Here is a 19,012-nt window from a genome sequence, read left to right on the forward strand (position 1 = left end):
AGCAGTAGAACGGCGCGTTGTCGCGGTGCGTGAAGCGCGAGCCGCCATGGTCATTCCTTCCCCAGGTCCAGCAGTCGCCGGGCGATGATGTTGCGCTGGATCTCGGCGGTGCCGCCGTAGATGGTGGCGGCGCGGGAGTAGAGGAATTCGGTGCGCCAGCGGGGGTCGGTGAACTCCACGGCACCGGGGAGCAGGTCTCGGGCGGTGTCGAAGAGGCGTTGTTCGGCGGTGGCCAGGAGCACCTTGTCGACCGAGGTTTCCGCGCCGAGGCGGGCGCCGGCGGCGAGACGGCGCTGGGTGGCGTGCGAGCGGCAGCGGACCGTGTGCAGGGCGAGATACGCCGCGCCCAGGTCGGCGTCGTCGGGCGCGGCGGTCTGCGCGAGGACCTGGTCCAATCTTGTGAACAGGTAGGCGATTCGGTGCCAGAAGCAGGTGGACCGCTCGTAGGGCAGCAGATCCATCGCCACCCGCCAGCCGTCGCCGGGCGCGCCGAGCATCCGGTCCCCGGGAACCACGACGTCGTCGAAGAAGACCTCCGCGAACTCGTCCACGCCGTGCATGGTGCGCAGCGGCCGCACGGTGATGCCGGGGGAGTCCATGTCGACGAAGAAGGCGGTGATCCCGTCGTGGCCCGGCCCGGTGCGGGTGAGCAGCACGCAGCGGGCGGCGTACTGGGCCAGGCTGGTCCACACCTTCTGGCCGCTGACCACCCAATCCTCGCCGCGCGCAACGGCTCTGGTGCTCAGCGAGGCCAGGTCGCTGCCCGACCCCGGCTCCGAGAAGCCCTGGCACCACTGCTCGCGCCCGGACAGCAGCAGCGGCACCGTCGCCGCGGCCAGTTCGGGGCGCGCGTAGCCGATCATCGTCGGCGCCAGCACCTCGATCATCGAATAGATGCCCGGCTCGGCCAGATCCCGGGACGCCACCTCCTCGCCGAGCACCGCGCGCAGCGCCGCCGGCCCGCCGAGCCCGGTCACCTCGGCCGGCCACCCGTAACGCATCCACTTCGCGTCGTAGAGCGCCCGCCGCACCCGCAGCAGCTGCTCGACCTGCCCGTCCAGCGAGTGGTCCGGCCCGGGTGTCAGGTCGTTGGCATCCAGCCACGCGCGCAGCCCGTCCCGGAAGCCCGAGACCTGCTGGGCGGCAGCGTCACTCGCCCCGGGACGGCGGTTCGCGATCGGCTCCGGCCCGGCAGCCCGCACCGTCGACACCGCTCAGACCACCGGCTCGCGGACGATGTCGAGGTAGGCCGCGCCGGAATCGGGCACCCGGGGCTGCTTCCACACCTCGACCGGGAACGACACCATCACCAGGGACTGGAGCAGGTGGAACAGGTTGCGCACCTCGTCGGGCAGGTCGTCCCACTCGTACTTGTCGCAGAAGTCCAGGGCGGCCTCGAGACGCGGGAAGAGGGTGTCGTAGAGCGTCTGCATCTCCTCCATCGAGGACGCGAGCCGCTTGCGGTAGCGCTCCGGCTCGGTGGGCAGGATCCAGTCCGAGAAGCGTTCCCAGTCGGCGAACTCGGCGGGCAGCTGCGGCCCGGCTCCGTTACTTCGCGCTGCCATTGCGGTACTCCTTCACGATGCGCTGGGCGGTCTTGTGCAGGTGGCGCAGCAGGATCTCCTGGTCGTTGAGCGGGAACTCGGTGACCTCGCGGGTGGCGATCATGGTCTGGGTCGCCTCCAGGGTGTTCGCGTCCTGCAGCGCGTACTCCTTGAAGGTCACCGCCGCCAGCTCCTGGGCGAGCCGCTGCCGCGCGTTGCGGGCGGGCACGAAGTACAGGCTGGCCTCGAAGATGTGCCGGTCCACCGCGGTCGGCCAGTAGTGGTAGGTGAGGAACCAGCCCGGCGCCCAGAACAGCAGCGAGAAGTTCGGGAAGAACTCGAATTCGTCGACGCCCCAGGCCCGGTGCTTGGCCGGGTTGATGCCCTCGGGCAGCGGGTCCAGGCCCTCGATGTCGGGCCGGTCCCACGGACCGAACAGCCCGCTGCGCAGCACCCGTTCGATCGGCTTGACCATGCTCGGGTCCTTGGGCGGGGCCATGCCGCCCCACGAGGACACCATCGAGTGCGGCGCGTCGATCTCGTAGTGCAGCGCCTCGTAGCCGACGTTGGCCAGCTTGTCGGCCTCGTCCTTGACCGCTTGCTTCATGTGCAGGATCGGCGCGTGGTAGAACTCGGCGAACGCGTCGATGAACAGCTTCCAGTTGCTGCCGATCTCGGCGCGGTAGCTGAACACCTCGCTCATCTGCTCGAACGGGTAGCCCTCCAGGCCCTTGGCGAAGCCGCCCAGGTATTCGGTGAGCGGCTTGGCGTGCTCGTCGAGGTTGACGAAGATGAACCCCTCCCACACCTCGCAGCGCACCGGCTTGAGCCCGAACTTCCCGCTGTCGAGGTCGAAGAACTCCTTCTCCTGCTGGACGAAGGTCAGCTCGCCCTCGAGGCTGTAGCGCCAGGCGTGGTACTTGCAGGTGAACTGGCGGCAGGTGCCGGCGGTCTCCTCGCCCGGGTAGTCGTCCCACACCAGCTTGTTGCCGCGGTGGCGGCAGATGTTGTGGAACGCCCGCACCACGCCCGCGGTGTCCTTCACGATGATCAGCGAGGTGCCGACGCAGGCCAGTTCCTTGGTGAAGTAGCTGCCCGCGCGGGGGAGCCGGTTGACCCGGCCGACGTTGAGCCAGTTCTTGCGGAAGATCGCCTGGCGCTCGTCCTCGTAGAAGGCCGGGTCGATGGAATCGGTGTAGTCGACCGGCTCGGTGCCCAGCTCGGGATAGTTCTCGGTCCAGCTCCCCGCCGCTGGTTTGGTGAAGTGTGCCAACGGATTACCTTTCGTAGTCCGGCGGATGCGCCGCAGGTGCGGGCACCCGGACCGGCGGGCCGTGCCCGTCCGGAGGCGGCCGCCCCGCGGACCAGTGTGCGAGAATCATATTCTCATTTTCGGCTATTAGGTTTCCACGCTGCTGTCATCGTGTCAACGCCGCGCCCGCGATGCGGCGAAGTCGGCGCTCTCCAAAGCTCGTGTATTGATTATCCAATTCTGAGAAGATAGTTTCCATACCGGCGAGAGACCCTCGGCGCCCCGCATCGCGGCGGGCGCCGAGCGGCTCACGGATGGAGGAACCACGGTGAAACCGCAGCGCATAATCGTCGCCTTGCTCGCGCTCGCGCTCCTGGTGGCCGCGGGCTGTGCCCGGGAGGGCGGCAGCCGCGGCAGCGAGGAGAGTTCGGGCACCGCCACCGCCTCGGGCGACTTCGGCGACCTGACGAAGGTCTGCGGCCCAGGCACCGCGAAAAGCGCGTCCGCGCAAGGTGTTACGGCGAGCGAGATCCAGGTCGGGATGTTCTCCGACATCGGCTTCACGAAGAACCCCGACTTCGTCGACGCCGCGAAGGTGTTCACCTCCTGGTGCAACGCCGCGGGCGGCATCAACGGCCGCAAGCTCGTGAACAAGCTGCGCGACACCAAGCTCATGGAGGTGCGCCAGCGCATGCTCGACGCCTGCCGCGAGGACTTCTTCCTCGTCGGCGGCAGCGCGGCGCTGGACGGCCTGGGCGTGAAGGACCGGCTGTCGTGCCTGCTGCCGGAGTTCCCCGCGCAGGTCACCCAGACTGCCAACACCGCCTCGGATCTGCAACTGGGCGCGGGGTCCTCGGCGTCGGAGTCGGTGAACCCGTACAGCGGTTTCCAGGACTGGCTGATCAAGGAGGCCTACCCGGATTCGGCCGGCGCGGTCGGCATGATCAACGGCGACTCGCCCATCACGAAGGTCATGGGCGACAAGATGAGCGAATCGCTCACCGCCGCCGGCGCGAAGATCGTCTACAACGAGCTGTACCCGATCGCGGGCGTCTCGGACTGGACGCCCTACGCGCAGGCGATCAAGTCCAACAACGTCAAGGGCCTGATCTTCTTCGGCGACTTCCGCTACCTGGCCAAGCTCGAGGACGTGCTCACCAGCATGAACTACAAGCTGGACTGGATCGACGCCAACGCCAACTCCTACAACGACATGTTCCTCGACGCCGCCAAGAGTTCGCTCGGCACGCAGAACAACGTCCTGGACATGAGCGGCACCGCACCGCTCGACGCGGCCGCGCAGGTGCCGGCGGTGCGGCAGTTGCAGGACCTGTTCGAGCAGTACGCGCCGGACGGTGACATCACCTTCCAGGTGCTGCGCGCCTTCCAGTCCTGGCTGCTGTTCGCCAAGTCCGCGACCGGCTGCGGTGACAATCTCACCCGCGCGTGCGTCTACGACGCCGCGAGCAAGGAGACCGCCTGGACCGGCGGCGGCCTGCAAGCGCCCGTGGACCTGTCCAGGCCGCTGGCCGAGCAGACCCGCTGCTTCAACGTGCAGAAGGCGACCGCGAAGGGTTGGGAGACAGCCGATTTCAAGCCGAACAACGGCGTGTTCCGGTGCGGCTTCACCCCGTACAAGTACATCCGCGACTTCGGCAAGCCGACCACCCTGGCCGATGTGGGCAAGAGCCGGAGCGAGCTGAAGTGACGGGATTCGCGCACTGATGGAGCAGTTCCTCGCGTTCGGGATCGTCGGTCTGAGCACCGCGGCGATCTACGCCGTGATCGGCAGCGGACTGGTGTTGACCTACACCACCACCGGTGTGTTCAACTTCGCGCACGGCGCGGCGGGCATGATCTCGGCGTTCGTGTACTGGCAGTTGACCGTCGGCTGGGGGTGGCCGGTGCCGATGGCCGTCGTCGCCGTGCTGCTGGTGTTCGCGCCGCTGTTCGGGCTGGCGTTCGGCAAGGCGCTGGCGCCGACACAGGGCCTCGGCGACGCCGAGAAGCTGGTGATGACCATCGCCCTGCTCAGCGGCCTGATCGTGCTGGCCCGCTGGATCTGGGATCCGAACAGGTCGCGGTCGCTGCCGCGGTTCTTCGCCGACAAGTCCTCGATCGACCTCGGGGCGGTCACCGTCACCTGGCATCAGGCGCTCACCATGGGCGTGGCCGTGGCGGTCGCGGTGGTGCTGCGAATACTGTTGTTCCGCACCAGGATCGGGGCCGAGATGCGGGCGACCGTGGACGACCGCGCGCTGGTCGGGCTGACCGGCGCGGATCCGCGGCGGGCGAACCGGATCGCCTGGATCCTGGGCATCGAACTGGCGGCGGTCGGCGGCATCCTGATCGCGCCGACCGTGGCGCTGGACGCCGCGCAGCTGTCGCTGCTGATCGTCAGCGCCTACACCGCCGCCATCTTCGGCCGCCTGCGCAATCTGCCCATGACCTTCGCCGGCGCGGTGGTGGTCGGGCTGATGGAGAGCTACCTCACCGGATACCTCCCGCAGAACGCCTACCTGCCCGGCCTGCGGCTGGCCGCGCCCGCGCTGCTGCTGTTCCTGGCCCTGCTGGTGTTCCCGCACGGGCGGCTGCGCGGCCGCGACCGCAAGCTGAAAGCCGTTCCGCTGCCGACGCTCGACGGCTCGCTGGCGTTCGCCGCGGGGATCGTGGTGTTCGGGCTGTTCCTGGCGACCGTGCTCAGCGAACCCGATCTGATCACCTACGGGGCCATGTTCGCCTGGGGCGTGATCGCGCTGTCCTATGTGCCGCTGCTCGGGTTCGCGGGACAGATCTCGCTGTGCCAGCTCAGTCTCGCCGGGATCGGCGCGGTGGCCTACGCGCATCTGGGGCCCGACGGCCAGTGGTGGGCGCTGCTCGCGGCGATGGGCATCGCGGGGATCGTGGGCGCGGTGGTCGCGATACCGGCGCTGCGGTTGTCCGGGGTGTACATGGCCCTGGCGACGGCGGCCTTCGCGGTCGTGCTGGATCGGTGGATCTTCACGCTGCCCTCGTTCGAGCTGCTCGGCGTGCGGATCTCGCTGTTCGATCAGGGGTCGGTGTCGCTGGTCGGCCCGAACCTGTTCGGGCTGAAGCTGACCGGCACCGCGCAGATCACCGTGTTCGCCGCGGTGTGCCTGGCGGCGGCGGGCCTGGGTATCGCGCTGTTGCGGCGCAGCCGATTCGGGCGGCGGCTGATCGCGCTGCGCGACAGCGAGGCCGCCTACGCCACGCTCGGCGGCAGCCTGCTGGCGGCGCGGGTGCTGGTGTTCGCGCTGTCGGCGGCGATCGCGGGACTCGGCGGCGCGCTGTACGGCATGCAGTTGCGGGCGGTCGCGCCCGACCAGTTCAATCTCGTCGCGGGGCTGCCGATCTTCCTGATCGTCACCATCGCCGGACTGGGCGCGGTCGGCGCGGGGCTGTTCACCGGTCTCGTCTTCGCCGGGCCGCTCAACGTGATCCCGGTGCTGTGGCCCGGCTTGCAGAACCTCGCGCAGGTGCTGCCGTCGCTGGGCGGCATCGCCTTCGGCGGCGGCGTGCTGCGCGAGGGAGCGATCGCCCCGCTGCGCAAGGACTGGTTCCCGATGCTGCGCGACCGCGTCGTCGCGCCGGCGCTGATCCTGGTGCTGCTCGGGCTGTGGGGCCTGCGCCTGATCGACGTCGTCGACGGGTGGCTGTTCACCGCGGGCGCGGTGGTGGCCGCGATCGCCGCGCGAATCTGGCACGGCGTCCGGGCACGGCCGGAACCTGGACCGGTCGAGGTGCCGGTGGAGTGGTGGGGCATCAAGCGACCGTGGACCACGACGGACGGGGAGGTGCTGGAACGTGCCGTCGCTACTGGAAGTTGACGATGTCACCGTCGTCTTCGGCGGCAACCGGGCGCTCGACGGCGCCGGGCTGCGCGCCGAACGCGGCGCGGTGACCGGACTGATCGGACCCAACGGCGCGGGCAAGAGCACGCTGTTCGACGTGATCTGCGGGCTGCGCACACCGACCACCGGGCGGGTGGCGATCGGCGGGGCCGACGTCACCCGGCTGGGTCCCGCGCGGCGCGCCCGGCACGGCCTGGCGCGCACCTTCCAGCGCCTGGAGTTGTTCGGGCGCTTGACCGTTCGCGACAACCTGCTGGTCGCCGCCGAACTCGGGAGGCACCGGCGGCACGCCGCCCGGACCGTCACCGAGATCATCGAGCGGCTGGGCCTGCACGAGGTCGCCGACACCTGCGCCGACGACCTGCCGACCGGCACCGCGCGGCTGGTGGAGGTGGGGCGGGCCGTCGCGGCGCGGCCCAGCCTGATCCTGCTCGACGAGCCCGCCGCCGGCCAGGACCACACCGAGACCGAGCGCTTCGGCGGCCTGCTGCGCTCGCTGGCCGACGACGGCACCGCGGTGCTGCTCGTCGAACACGACATGGGCCTGGTGATGGACGTGTGCGACGAGGTGTTCGTGCTGGATCTCGGCAAGGTGATCGCGTCCGGCCCGCCCGCGGTGATCCGCGCGGACGAGGTCGTGCTGGCCGCCTACCTGGGGGACGTATGAACGTACGAAGCGCCGTCGAAACGCCCTCGGCGGCAACCGAAACCGCCGCCACGAGCCTGCTCGCCCTGCGCGGGGTCCGGGCCGCCTACGACGCCATCACGGTGCTGCACGGCGTGGACCTCGACGTCGCGGCCGGGCAGGTGGTGGCGCTGCTGGGACCCAACGGCGCGGGCAAGACCACCGCGCTGAAGGTGATCGCGGGCATCCACCCGATCGCCTCGGGACGATTGCTGCTCGGCGGGCGGGAGGTGACCGGCGCGCAGCCCCGCGACCTCGCCCGGGCGGGCGTGTGCCTGATTCCCGAGGGGCGCGGCGTGTTCCCGAACCTCACCGTGCGCGACAACCTGCTGATGATGACCTTCACCGGCCGTCCGCGCGCGGAGATCGAGGAGATCGCGTTCGGCCGGTTCCCGATCCTCGGCAGGCGCGCCGGGCAGATCGCGGGCACCCTGTCCGGCGGCGAACAGCAGATGCTGGCGCTGGCCCGCGGCCTGGCCACCGACCCGGCGGTGCTGCTGCTCGACGAATTGTCCATGGGGCTCGCGCCGCTGGTCGTCGGGCAGCTCTACGAGGAGGTCGCCCAGATCGCCCGGCAGGGGGTCGCGGTGCTGGTGGTCGAGCAGTTCGCGGCCGCGGTGCTCGGCCTCGCCGACCACGCCGCCGTGCTGGTGCGCGGGCGGGTCTCGCGGCAGGGACACCCGGACGCGATCCGTGACGAGTTGGCAGCCCTCTACCTAGGAAGTCCCACATGACCGAATCACGCGCGGACCGGTTCGTCCGCGAACTGCAGGAGTTGAAGATTCCCGATCCCGCGGCCGGTCGTTCCGGGCTGTGGCTGCGGCTGGGCGTCGTGCTGATGGTGGCCGGTCCGGTGATCGCGGTGCTGGCGTACGTCATGTCGCACGGGACCACCGACCCGCTGGCCCAGCGCGACGCCATCACCCTCGCCCTCGGCGGGGTCGCCGCGAGCGTGGTCGGGTCGGCGCTGTTCCTGCGCTACTCGCTGACCAATTTCCTGCGCTTCTGGCTGGCCCGCCAGTCCCACGATCTGGACGAGCTGGGAAATCGCGTGGCGGGCAGCGAGATTCGGCTGGACGGGGTCGGGACGGCGCCCTGAGCCGCAGAGAGGGAGGTGAGCAGATGTCCGACGACACGGGTGCCGCAGGCATGAATTTCGCACTGTCCGAGGATCAGGAGCTGATCCGGACGTCGGTGGCCGAGCTGTGCCGCAAATTCGACGACCACTACTGGATGGAGAAGGACCGCGACCACGAGTTCCCCACGGAGTTCTACCAGGCCATCGCCGCCGGCGGCTGGCTGGGCCTGACCATCCCGGAGGAGTACGGCGGCCACGGCCTGGGCATCACCGAGGCCACGCTGCTGGCCGAGGAGGTCGCGCGCTCGGGCGGCGGCATGAACGCCGCGAGTTCGATCCACATGTCGATCTTCGGGATGCATCCGGTGGTGGTGCACGGCTCGGAGGAGTTGAAGCGGCGCACCCTGCCGCGGGTGGCGACCGGGGACCTGCACGTCTGCTTCGGCGTGACGGAACCCGGTGCGGGACTGGACACTCCGCGCATCAAGACCTTCGCGCGCCGCGACGGCGACCACTACGTGGTGAACGGGCGCAAGGTGTGGATCTCCAAGGCGCTCGAGTCGGAGAAGATCCTGCTGCTGACCCGCACGCAGAGCTACGACGAGGTCACCAAGAAGACCGACGGCATGACCTTGTTCCTCACCGATCTCGACCGCGACCACGTCGACATCCGGCCGATCGCCAAGATGGGCCGCAACGCCGTCACCTCCAACGAGGTGTTCATCGACGATCTGCGCATCCCGGTGGCGGACAGGGTGGGCGAGGAGGGGCAGGGGTTCCGGTATCTGCTCGACGGGCTCAATCCCGAGCGCATGCTGATCGCCGCCGAGGCGCTCGGGCTGGGCCGGGTGGCGCTGGACCGGGCGGTGCGCTACGCCAAGGAACGCGTGGTGTTCGACCGGCCGATCGGGATGAACCAGGCCATCCAGTTCCCGCTCGCGGACTCGCTGGCCCGCCTCGACGCCGCCGAACTCGTGCTGCGCAAGGCCACCTGGCGCTACGACAACGGCAAACCCTGTGGGCGCGAGGCGAATACCGCCAAATACCTGTGCGCCGACGCCGGTTTCACCGCCGCCGACCGCGCGCTGCAGACCCACGGCGGCATGGGGTACGCGGAGGAGTACCACGTGTCGCGCTACTTCCGGGAGGCGCGCGTGATGCGCATCGCCCCGGTCAGCCAAGAGATGATCCTGAACTACCTGGGTTCGCACACCCTGGGACTGCCGAGGAGCTACTGATGACCCAGCGGGGACTGTTCGACCTCACCGGCCGCGCGGCGCTGGTCACCGGCGCGGCCGGGGGCATCGGCTCGGCCGTCGCGCAGGCGTTGGCGACCGCGGGCGCGGCCGTGCTCGTCACCGACCTCGACGGCGGCGCGGCCGCCGCGGTCGCGGAGAAGATCACCGGAAACGGCGGCACCGCGGCGAGTTTCGCGTTCGACGTCACCGACCGCTCCGCGGCCGACGCCGCCGCCGAACGCGCCGCCGCGCTCGGCGGCGGGGCGCTGCACATCGTGGTGAACAACGCGGGGGTCACCGCGCCCGCGATGTTCGCGAAGACCACCGCCGACTCGGTGCGGCGGCTGTTCGACATCCACGCGCTGGGCACCGTCAACTGCACCCAGGCCGCGCTGGACTACCTGCCCACCGACGGCACCGGGCGGGTCATCAACGTCACCTCCGCCGCCGGTCTGGTCGGCACGCTGGGGCAGGTGAACTACTCCGCCGCCAAGGCCGCCGTCATCGGCATCACCAAGTCGCTGGCGAAAGAGCTGGCGCGCAAGAACATTCTGGTCAACGCGCTCGCCCCGCTGGCGGCGACGCCGATGACCGAGACGATCCGCACCAACGAGAAGTTCTCCGCGCAGATGCTCGACCGGATCCTGTTGCGCCGCTGGGCCGAACCGGAGGAGGTGGCGGGCGCGTTCGTGTTCCTCGCCTCCGACGCGGCCTCCTTCATCACCGGGCAGGTGCTGCCGGTGGACGGCGGCACGGTGATCTGATGGGCGGGCACACCGGCGGCGCGGCGTCACCCGGTGCGGGCGGACCGCTGGCGGGGCTCACTGTGGTGGCCCTGGAGCAGGCGGTGTCCGCGCCCATGTGCACCCGCACGCTGGCCGATTTCGGCGCCCGGGTGATCAAGATCGAGAATCCGGCCGGCGGCGACTTCGCCCGCTACTACGACGAGGTGGTGCACGGGCAGGCCGCGCATTTCGTCTGGGTCAACCGCGGCAAGGAGTCGGTCACCCTCGATCTGAAAACCGATGCGGGAGTGGCGCTTCTGCACCGGCTGCTGGCACGGGCGGACGTGCTGGTGTCGAATCTGGCGCCCGGCGCGACCGGGCGGCTGGGGCTGGCGCCCGCGGATCTCGCCGCGCGCTATCCGGACCTGATCGCGGTGGAGATCGACGGCTTCGGGGCCGGGGGACCGCTGTCGCACAAGCGGGCCTACGACCTGCTCGTGCAGGCGGAGTCCGGCGTGTGCGCGGTGACCGGCACCGCGGACGCCCCCGCGAAACCGGGGCCGCCGGTCGCCGACGTCACCACGGGTCTGTATGCCGCACTGTCGATTCTGGCCGCGCTGCACGGGCGGACCCGCGGCTCCGGACACGGCGGTGCCCTCGCCGTGAGCCTGTTCGACACCATGGCCGAGATGATGGGCTACCACCTGACCTACGCGCGGCACGCCGGCGTCGACCAGGAGCCACTCGGCATGAGTTCGCCCGCTGTGGCGCCCTACGGCGCGTACCCGACCGCCGACGGGCGCACCGTCGTGCTCGGCACCACCAACGACCGCGAGTGGCAGCGGCTCGCGACCGAGCTCCTGGGCCGCCCGGATCTCGCTGCGGCCGAACGCTTCCGGACGAATTCGGAGCGCGTGCGGCACCGCGCCGAACTGGACGAGGCGATCGGCGCGTGGTGCGCGCGGCACGACCTGGCGCACATCCAGAAGACCGCCGACGACGCCGGCATCGGCAACTCCTGCTACAACCGCCCCAGCGAGGTCCTGGACCACCCGCAACTGACCGAACGCGACCGCTGGCGCACCATCGACACCCCCGGCGGGCCGATCCCCTCGCTCCTGCCGCCCGCCATCCTGGACGGCTACGACCCGCCGATGGGCCCGGTGCCCGCGCTCGGCGCGCACACCGACGCTGTGCTGAGCGAGTTGGGATGCAGTGCAGACGAACTCGCGCGATTGCGTGCCTCGGGTGCGATCGGCCCCACCCGATGAGTGCGATGTCGACACCGACTGACGCCCGTCGGCACCCCCTCCGCCATCCCCGGCTCGGCCACCCTCGGTCATCCCGGCATGCTCTTGGCCGGGATCCATTTCCACCCCGTTCCGCACTTGGCCGGGCTGGATTCCGGCCGAAAACGTGCCGGAATGACGGGGGCGGGTGGTCGCGAGTTCGGGACGGGGACGAACGATGACCACTGATTCAGTCCTGCTGTGTGAGGACCGCGACGGCGTGCGGACGCTGACCCTGAATCGCCCGCATCGCAAGAACGCCCTCGATGCCGAACTGTGGGCCGCGTTGGCGGATGCGTTGCGCGACACCGCTTCCGACCGCTCCGTGCGGTCGGTGGTACTCACCGGGGCGGGCGGTGCGTTCTGTTCGGGCGCGGATATTTCGGTTCCGGACAACAACCATCCGATCTACCGGATGCGCGCGCTCACCGATGTCGCGTTGCTGCTGCACGAGCTTCCACAGCCGACGGTCGCGAAGGTGTGCGGGGTCGCGGTGGGGGCGGGCTGGAATCTGGCGCTGGGCTGCGATCTCGTGGCCGCCACCCCGGAATCGACGTTCGCGCAGATCTTCACGCGGCGCGGGCTGACCCTCGACCTCGGCGGGTCGTGGCTGCTGCCGCGACTGGTCGGCCTGCAACAGGCCAAGCGGCTCACGCTGCTCGCCGAGACCGTCGACGCCGAGCAGGCCCGGGAACTGGGCCTGGTGACCTGGGTGGTGGCGGCCGACGAGATCGACGGCTTCGTCACCGATCTGGCCGCCCGGCTGGCCGCCGGTCCGCCGGTGGCGCTCGCCCAGACCAAGGCATTGCTGCACGCCGGCGCGAATTCCACACTGCGAGAAGCGCTCACGGCCGAAGCCGGGGCGCAGGGCCTCAATTTCGCGACCGCGGACGCCCCGGAGGCGTTCGCGGCCTTCGCCGAGCGGCGCGAACCCCGCTTCACCGGGCGCTGGACGGTCCGGCGCCCGCCGATCCGGCCGGGGCGAGAGTCCGAGAACGGGAGATAACAGATGCGTGAGGTAGTCATCGCCGGAGCGGTCCGCACCGCCGTCGGCAAACGCAACGGTGCGCTGTCGGGGGTGCATCCGGCGGATCTGTCCGCCCTCGTCCTCACCGCGCTGGCCGAGCGCACCGGCCTGGACCCGGCGGTGATCGACGACGTGATCTGGGGCTGCGTCTCCCAGGTCGGCGACCAGTCCAGCAATATCGGGCGCTACGCGGTGCTGGCGGCGGGCTGGCCGGAGAGCATTCCGGGCACCACGGTGAACCGGGCGTGCGGATCCAGCCAGCAGGCACTGGATTTCGCCGCGCAGGCCGTGCTGTCCGGGCAGCAGGACGTCGTGGTGGCCGGGGGCGTCGAGGTGATGAGCCGGGTGCCGCTCGGCGCGGCCCGCGCCTCGGGACAGCCGTACGGGCCGAAAGCGCTGGCACGCTACGACGACTTCTCCTTCAACCAGGGCCTCTCGGCCGAATTGATCGCGGAGAAATGGGGATTCACCCGCACCCGACTCGACGAGTACTCCGCGCGCTCGCACGAGCGTGCCGCCGCGGCGCAGGACGCGGGCGCCTTCACCGGTCAGATCGTCTCCGTGACAACAGCTTCCGGCGTGGTGACCGAGGACGAGGGCATCCGGCGCGGCACCACGGCCGCGAAGCTCGCCGGATTGAAGCCCGCCTTCCGCGAGGACGGCGTGATCCACGCCGGGAACTCGTCGCAGATCTCCGACGGTGCCGCCGCGCTGGTGGTGACCACCCCGGAGAAGGCCCGCGAACTCGGCCTGACCCAGTTGGTGCGGTACCGCGCGGGGGCGGTCGCCGGGTCCGATCCCGTGCTGATGCTCACCGGGCCGATCCCGGCTACCGAAAAGGTTTTGCGGAAAGCGGGTTTGGCGCTGTCGGACATCGGCGTGTTCGAGGTGAACGAGGCGTTCGCCCCGGTGCCCCTGGCGTGGCTCGCCGAGACCGGTGCGGACCCCGCGCTGACCAATCCGCTCGGCGGCGCGATCGCGCTCGGACATCCGCTCGGCGGCTCCGGCGCGGTGCTGATGACCCGGATGATCCACCACATGCGCGACAACGGGATTCGCTACGGGCTGCAGACCATGTGCGAGGGCGGCGGCACCGCGAACGCCACCGTCGTCGAACTGATTTCCTGAACGGAGGCACGGCGTGCGACGAGAACTGTTCACCGCCGATCACGAGGCGTTCCGGGAGCTGGCCCGGGATTTCGTCGAGAAGCGGATCGTGCCGGACTATCCCGAGTGGGAGAAGTCCGGCGTGCTGCCGCTGGAGATCTTCGCCGAGATGGGCGAACTCGGGCTGCTCGGCTTCGCGCTGCCCGAGGAGTACGGGGGCGCGGGGCTGCGCGACTACCGCTACAACGTGGTTCTGCAGGAGGAGGCTGCCCGCGCGCTGGTCACCCTCGGCACCGTGCGCACCCAGCTCGACGTCATCCTGCCCTACTTCCTCGACTACGCCGACGCCGCGCAGCGCGAGCGGTGGTTCCCCGGCCTGGCGGCGGGGCGGCTGCTCACCGCCATCGCCATGACCGAGCCGGGCACCGGGTCCGATCTCGCGGGCATGCGGACCAGCGCGGTGCGCGACGGCGACGAGTACGTCCTCAACGGGGCCAAGACGTTCATCACCGGCGGCCTGCTCGCGGATCTGGTGATCGTGGTCGCCCGCACGGCCACCGATCCGGACAACCGTCGCGCCGGGCTCACGCTGCTGGTCGTCGAGGACGGGATGCCCGGGTTCGCCCGCGGGCGGATGCTGGACAAGATGGGCTGCAAGGTGCAGGACACCATGGAGCTGTCGTTCACCGACGTCCGGGTGCCGGTGGCCAACCGGCTCGGCGAGGAGGGCGCGGCGTTCGGCTACCTGGGCCGCAACCTGCCGCAGGAACGGCTGACCGTGGCCGTCGGCTCGGTCGCGCAGGCCCGCGCCGCCATCGCCACGACCATCGATTACACCAAGCAGCGCAAGGCTTTCGGGACGCCGGTCGCCTCGTTCCAGAACACCAAGTTCGAACTGGCCGCGATGTCCGCCGAGGTGGAGGCGGCACAGACCATGATCGACCGCGCCGTCCGCGACCTGGTCGACGGCGAGCTGTCCGGCGCCGACGCGGCCCGCGTGAAGCTCTTCTGCACCGAAGTCCAGGCCCGCGTCGTAGACCGCTGCCTGCAACTGTTCGGCGGCTACGGCTACATGATGGAATACCCGATCGCCCGCCTCTACACCGACGCCCGAGTGGCGCGCATCTACGCCGGCACCAGCGAGGTCATGAAGATGATCGTGGCCCGGGATCTGGGGCTGTCCTGAAATCCGCTGTCGCGGTGGATGTTCGGCGGGGGCCCTCGAGGTCGTGGAGGAAGGTTTCGATGAGGCGGACTACGTCGGGGTGGCCGGTGTCTACGTCGAAGGCTTCTTCCATGCGGAGGAAGCGGGAGATGCTGGACATGAGCAGGACTACGGCGGCGGGGGTGTAGGTGTCGGATTCGTAGCCGTAGTCGGCGAAGGCCTTGGTCACCGCTTCCAGTTGGAGGGTGCGGAAGCGGGTGGAGGACTCCGCGATTTCGGTGCGGATGGTCTTGCGGTGGTTGGCCAGGGCGACGAATTCCATGGTCAGGGCGTTCTGTGACTGTTCGTGGATCGAGTCCCACAGCGCCCACAGCGGCTGCGGCGAGGCCAGTGCCTCGACCTGGAGTTGATAGCTGCGTTCGGCGCCGCGGCGGAACAACTCGACGAACAGGTTGTCCATCGTGCCGAAGTAGTAGTACACCAGCGCCGAATTCGCGCCCGCGCGGGCGGCCAGCCGCCGGGTGCTCACCGCGGCGTACCCCTCCTCGAGCATGATCTGCTGCGCCGCGTCGAGCAGCGCGGCGCGCGTCGCGGAGTTCTCGGGGTCGGCGGTGCGGCCCGGTGTCATCTGGTGGCCTCCTGGGGGCGCGCGGCGGTCGAGTGCCGCGCGTTCGGTGCAGCTCAGTGTACGGCCGGGCTGGTGGGCGGCCTGCCGGGCGGGCGCGGAAAGCCGTCCGCCCGAACGCTATTGACAGGCGCGAACGACCTGCCGTATATCTTAATCACTCGCCTAAATTAGGCAGTCGATTAACTCGGTGGAGCGAGGCTTCGCCGGTGTTCCGGGGAGCTCGGACGCGGTGGCGCTCCGGCCGATCCGGGTCCGCGGGCGCGCGCCGTTCACCGGTCGAGTCCCCCGGTGCTCCCCGAGCAGAGGAGTCCGCAGTATGAGCAGCTTCGAAACCACCGACCGTCCGCGCGATCCCAGCCGGGACGCAGGCGCTCGCGCCGTAGACGGTCGGGTCGCGCAGGGCCGGGTCGCCGTGGTGACCGGCGGCGCGTCGGGCATGGGTTCGGCCATCTGCCGCGCCTTCGCCGCCCACGGCTACCGGATCACCGTCCTGGACATCGATGCCGCCGCCGCCCAGCGCACCGCCGAGGAACTGCGGTCCGGCGGCGGCACCGCGATGGCGTGCGCGGCGGACGTGACCGATCGCCGAACGGTCGAGGAGGCGCTGGGCAAGGTCCGCGCCGAGTTCGGCCCCGTGGAGATTCTCGTGACCAGCGCGGGCGCAGTCGGATTCGCGCCGTTCACCGAGATCACCCCGGAGGAGTGGCACCGCATCGTCGAGGTCAATCTGACCGGCACCTTCCACTGCGTGCAGGCCGCCGTCCCGGACATGATCGCCGCGGGCTGGGGCCGCGTCGTGACGATCTCCTCGTCCAGCGCCCAGCGCGGCTCGCCGGGCATGGTGCACTACACCGCCGCCAAAGGCGCGGTCGTCGCCATGACCAAGGCGCTGGCCCGCGAGTACGCGACCCGCGGCATCACCGTGAACACGATTCCGCCCTCGGGCATCGACACGCCCATGTCGCGCCGCTCGCAGGAAGCCGGTCACCTGCCCGACAACGCCACGATGGCGCGGGCGATCCCGGTGGGCCACCTCGGCACGGGCGACGACATCGCGGCGGCCTGCCTGTTCCTCTGCTCGGACGCGGCGGGCTACATCACCGGCCAGGTGCTGGGCGTGAACGGCGGGGCCGTCATATGACCGCGGCGCCCCGGCTGACCCCGCTCCCGCCCGAGCAGTGGGACGAATACGCGCGAAACATGTTGCGGGGCAAGGTGAGCCTGGCCGACCGCTACCTGTCCGGCGAACCCGACGCCCCGCCGATGCCGAACATCCTCGGCGTCCTCGGCCATCACGCCGAGCTGGCCGCGGCCTGGCTGGGCTACAACGGGACGCTGCTGGAACGGTCCGCGCTCCCGGCCCGGGACCGGGAACTGATCATCCTGCGGGTGGCCTGGCGCAGCCGCGCGACCTACGAGTGGGCGCAGCACGTGCGGCTGGCGGCGCGCGCGGGCGTCACCGCGGCGCAGATCGAGGCCGTGACCCGCGGACCGCGGGACACGGAGTGGAGCGCGGCGGACCGTGCTCTGCTGACGGCCACCGACCAGCTGCTGGACCACCACGGCGTCGACGACGACACCTGGTCGGATCTGGTGTCGCACTTCGACATTCGGCAGGTACTCGAGGTGCTGTTCGTCGCCGGCTCGTACCTGTGCCTCGCGCTGGTGTGCAACAGCGTCGGCCTGCAACTCGACCCCGGCATGGCCCCGCCGCCGACCCTTGCCCGACCGGAAACGGAGGAACGACCGTGACTCAGACGACCGCGAGACAATGGCCCAAGCCCGCCGAGGGCAGCTGGACCCGGCATTATCCCGACCTCGGCACGTCGCCGATCTCGTTCGAGGATTCGGTGTCGCCGGAATTCTTCGAACTCGAACGCGAGGCGATCTTCAAGCGCGCCTGGCTCAATGTCGGCCGCCTCGAACAACTGTCGCGGACCGGCAGCTACTTCACCAAGGAGATCGAGGCCGCGCGCACCTCGGTGATCGTGGTGCGCGACCGCGACGGCGAGATCCACGCCTTCCACAACGTGTGCCGCCACCGCGGCAACAAGCTCATGTGGAACGAATTCCCGCGCGCCGAGGTGGCCGGCACCTGTCGCCAGTTCACCTGCAAATATCACGGCTGGCGCTACGATCTCGACGGCTCCCTGAATTTCGTGCAGCAGGAGGGCGAGTTCTTCGACCTCGACAAGGACGATCTCGGCCTGGTGCCCGTGCACTGCGACGTGTGGGCGGGCTTCGTCTTCGTCAATCTGGACCCTCACCCGCGCCAGACGCTGCGGGAATTCCTCGGGCCCATGGTCACCGCCCTCGACGGCTACCCGTTCGAGAAGATGACGGAGTGGTACGTCTTCACCGCCGACAATCGGAGCAATTGGAAACTGTTCGCCGACGCGTTCCAGGAGTACTACCACGTCCCGGGCCTGCATCCGCAGCAGATCCCCAATCCCGTGCGCACCGGAAAAGGGTTCGAGTGCGCGCACTTCCAGGTGGACGGCCCGCATCGGATGGTGTCCACGGGCGGCGCCCGGCGCTGGACGCTGCCGCCGGAATACATGTACCCGATCGAGCGCATCACCCGCAGTGGCCTGGTCGGGCCGTGGGAGTCGCCGGATCTCGGTGAGATGCCGCCCGGCTTGAATCCCGGCCGGGTCGAACCGTGGGGCATCGACAACTTCCAGATCTTCCCGAATATCGAGATCCTCATCTATCGCGGCTGGTATCTGCTCTACCGGTACTGGCCGACTTCCTACAACTCGCATCGGTTCGAATGCGTGCTGGCATACCAGCCGGCGCGCACGGTCCGCGAACGGATCGAGCACGAGGTCGCCTCGGTGGTGTTCAAGGAATTCGCGTTGCAGGACGCGGGCATGCTGACCGGCACCCAGACCGCGCTGGAATCGGCCTACCGCACCGCCGGGCTGACCCATTTCCCGGTGAACGACCAGGAGATCCTGGTGCGGCATTTCCACCAGGCCGTCGCCGACTGGGTCGGCGAGTATCGGCGCGACCCGGCGAAGGCGTGAGCGACATGGCCGAAACCACGTTACTGCCACCGGAATTCGCCGAATTCGAGCCGTACGCGCCGACCTGGTGCCTGGCCACCGAAGCCGAGCGGTGGGCGCGGCGGACGGCGAGTTCGCTGCCGGAACTGATCGCCTTCCACGACGCGTTCCTGCCCCGGCTCGAGGAGGCCATCGCCTACTGCGACAAATTCCCGCTCGAGGAACTTCCGGACGACGCCCTGCATCTGTTGCAGCTGGTGTATTCGCTGGTGATGGTCGCCATGGCGGTCGAGATCTTCCAGCAGGTCAAACCCACCGACAGCGCCGACGCCGAGATCCGCCGCGTCGCCGAGCCGCTGCCGTAATCCCCAGTCCCGCAACCGTTCGCGGGCCG

At 69.8% G+C, this 19,012-nt stretch carries 19 protein-coding genes; 15 read left to right on the forward strand and 4 right to left on the reverse strand.

The features are described from left to right. Window positions 1-50: 50 nt before the first annotated feature. The 3 genes from IU476_RS01335 to IU476_RS01345 are packed head-to-tail and all read right to left on the reverse strand — an operon-like array spanning window position 51 to window position 2,817. The gene (locus IU476_RS01335; RefSeq protein ID WP_195097323.1) at window positions 51-1,178 is read right to left on the reverse strand and encodes an acyl-CoA dehydrogenase family protein; all 1,128 of its coding nucleotides are present in this window, start codon (window positions 1,176-1,178) and stop codon (window positions 51-53) included. Window positions 1,179-1,214: 36 nt separating this feature from the next. Then, complete coding sequence (locus IU476_RS01340) at window positions 1,215-1,565, reverse strand: hypothetical protein (protein WP_195095731.1); 351 nt, start codon at window positions 1,563-1,565, stop codon at window positions 1,215-1,217. Next, on the reverse strand, window positions 1,549-2,817 hold the full coding sequence (locus IU476_RS01345) for an aromatic ring-hydroxylating oxygenase subunit alpha (RefSeq protein ID WP_195095733.1): 1,269 nt from the start codon (window positions 2,815-2,817) through the stop codon (window positions 1,549-1,551). Before IU476_RS01345 ends, IU476_RS01340 begins: the two co-directional genes overlap by 17 nt. Window positions 2,818-3,124: 307 nt before the next feature. Here IU476_RS01345 and IU476_RS01350 point away from each other — a divergent pair, with 307 nt between their 5' ends. From IU476_RS01350 to IU476_RS01400, 11 genes are all read left to right on the forward strand, one after another. After that, the gene (locus tag IU476_RS01350) at window positions 3,125-4,504 is read left to right on the forward strand and encodes an ABC transporter substrate-binding protein (protein WP_195095735.1); all 1,380 of its coding nucleotides are present in this window, start codon (window positions 3,125-3,127) and stop codon (window positions 4,502-4,504) included. 16 nt (window positions 4,505-4,520) lie between these two features. Then, a complete protein-coding gene (locus tag IU476_RS01355; RefSeq protein ID WP_195095737.1) occupies window positions 4,521-6,644 on the forward strand; it encodes a branched-chain amino acid ABC transporter permease in 2,124 nt (707 codons plus the stop codon). Continuing rightward, window positions 6,622-7,335, forward strand: coding sequence for an ABC transporter ATP-binding protein (locus tag IU476_RS01360; protein ID WP_195095739.1), 714 nt, complete (start codon window positions 6,622-6,624; stop codon window positions 7,333-7,335). Before IU476_RS01355 ends, IU476_RS01360 begins: the two co-directional genes overlap by 23 nt. Further along, window positions 7,332-8,087 carry an ABC transporter ATP-binding protein gene (locus tag IU476_RS01365; protein WP_195095741.1) on the forward strand — a complete coding sequence of 252 codons (756 nt, stop codon included), beginning with the start codon at window positions 7,332-7,334 and terminating at the stop codon, window positions 8,085-8,087. Before IU476_RS01360 ends, IU476_RS01365 begins: the two co-directional genes overlap by 4 nt. Continuing rightward, entirely contained in the window at window positions 8,084-8,452 is a 369-nt protein-coding gene (locus tag IU476_RS01370; RefSeq protein WP_195095743.1) for a hypothetical protein, read from the forward strand. Before IU476_RS01365 ends, IU476_RS01370 begins: the two co-directional genes overlap by 4 nt. 23 nt (window positions 8,453-8,475) lie before the next feature. Then, complete coding sequence (locus tag IU476_RS01375; protein WP_228822944.1) at window positions 8,476-9,669, forward strand: acyl-CoA dehydrogenase family protein; 1,194 nt, start codon at window positions 8,476-8,478, stop codon at window positions 9,667-9,669. Beyond that, window positions 9,669-10,433: an SDR family NAD(P)-dependent oxidoreductase gene (locus tag IU476_RS01380; protein ID WP_195095745.1), complete on the forward strand. Its 765-nt coding sequence runs from the start codon at window positions 9,669-9,671 to the stop codon at window positions 10,431-10,433. The genes IU476_RS01375 and IU476_RS01380 overlap by 1 nt, the downstream gene beginning before the upstream one ends. Further along, window positions 10,433-11,665: a CaiB/BaiF CoA transferase family protein gene (locus IU476_RS01385; protein ID WP_195095747.1), complete on the forward strand. Its 1,233-nt coding sequence runs from the start codon at window positions 10,433-10,435 to the stop codon at window positions 11,663-11,665. Before IU476_RS01380 ends, IU476_RS01385 begins: the two co-directional genes overlap by 1 nt. 196 nt (window positions 11,666-11,861) lie before the next feature. After that, complete coding sequence (locus IU476_RS01390) at window positions 11,862-12,689, forward strand: enoyl-CoA hydratase/isomerase family protein (RefSeq protein ID WP_195095750.1); 828 nt, start codon at window positions 11,862-11,864, stop codon at window positions 12,687-12,689. Window positions 12,690-12,692: 3 nt separating this feature from the next. Beyond that, window positions 12,693-13,838: a thiolase family protein gene (locus IU476_RS01395; protein WP_195095752.1), complete on the forward strand. Its 1,146-nt coding sequence runs from the start codon at window positions 12,693-12,695 to the stop codon at window positions 13,836-13,838. A 13-nt stretch (window positions 13,839-13,851) separates the two neighbouring features. Further along, entirely contained in the window at window positions 13,852-15,003 is a 1,152-nt protein-coding gene (locus IU476_RS01400) for an acyl-CoA dehydrogenase family protein (RefSeq protein WP_195095754.1), read from the forward strand. On the opposite strand, the gene IU476_RS01405 is transcribed toward IU476_RS01400, so the two are convergent. Then, window positions 14,963-15,610, reverse strand: coding sequence for a TetR/AcrR family transcriptional regulator (locus IU476_RS01405; RefSeq protein ID WP_195095757.1), 648 nt, complete (start codon window positions 15,608-15,610; stop codon window positions 14,963-14,965). The two genes, IU476_RS01400 and IU476_RS01405, sit on opposite strands and share 41 nt — an antisense overlap. Window positions 15,611-15,926: 316 nt before the next feature. On the opposite strand from IU476_RS01405, the gene IU476_RS01410 reads away from it, so the two are divergent. The 4 genes from IU476_RS01410 to IU476_RS01425 are packed head-to-tail and all read left to right on the forward strand — an operon-like array spanning window position 15,927 to window position 18,983. Further along, entirely contained in the window at window positions 15,927-16,751 is an 825-nt protein-coding gene (locus IU476_RS01410) for an SDR family NAD(P)-dependent oxidoreductase (protein WP_195095759.1), read from the forward strand. Then, a complete protein-coding gene (locus IU476_RS01415; RefSeq protein ID WP_195095761.1) occupies window positions 16,748-17,362 on the forward strand; it encodes a carboxymuconolactone decarboxylase family protein in 615 nt (204 codons plus the stop codon). The genes IU476_RS01410 and IU476_RS01415 overlap by 4 nt, the downstream gene beginning before the upstream one ends. Then, window positions 17,359-18,639, forward strand: coding sequence for an aromatic ring-hydroxylating oxygenase subunit alpha (locus IU476_RS01420; RefSeq protein ID WP_195095764.1), 1,281 nt, complete (start codon window positions 17,359-17,361; stop codon window positions 18,637-18,639). Before IU476_RS01415 ends, IU476_RS01420 begins: the two co-directional genes overlap by 4 nt. A gap of 5 nt (window positions 18,640-18,644) precedes the next feature. Then, window positions 18,645-18,983, forward strand: coding sequence for a hypothetical protein (locus IU476_RS01425; RefSeq protein ID WP_195095766.1), 339 nt, complete (start codon window positions 18,645-18,647; stop codon window positions 18,981-18,983). Window positions 18,984-19,012: the final 29 nt, after the last annotated feature.

Source organism: Nocardia blacklockiae (genome assembly GCF_015477355.1).
Taxonomy (GTDB): Bacteria; Actinomycetota; Actinomycetes; order Mycobacteriales; family Mycobacteriaceae; genus Nocardia; species Nocardia blacklockiae.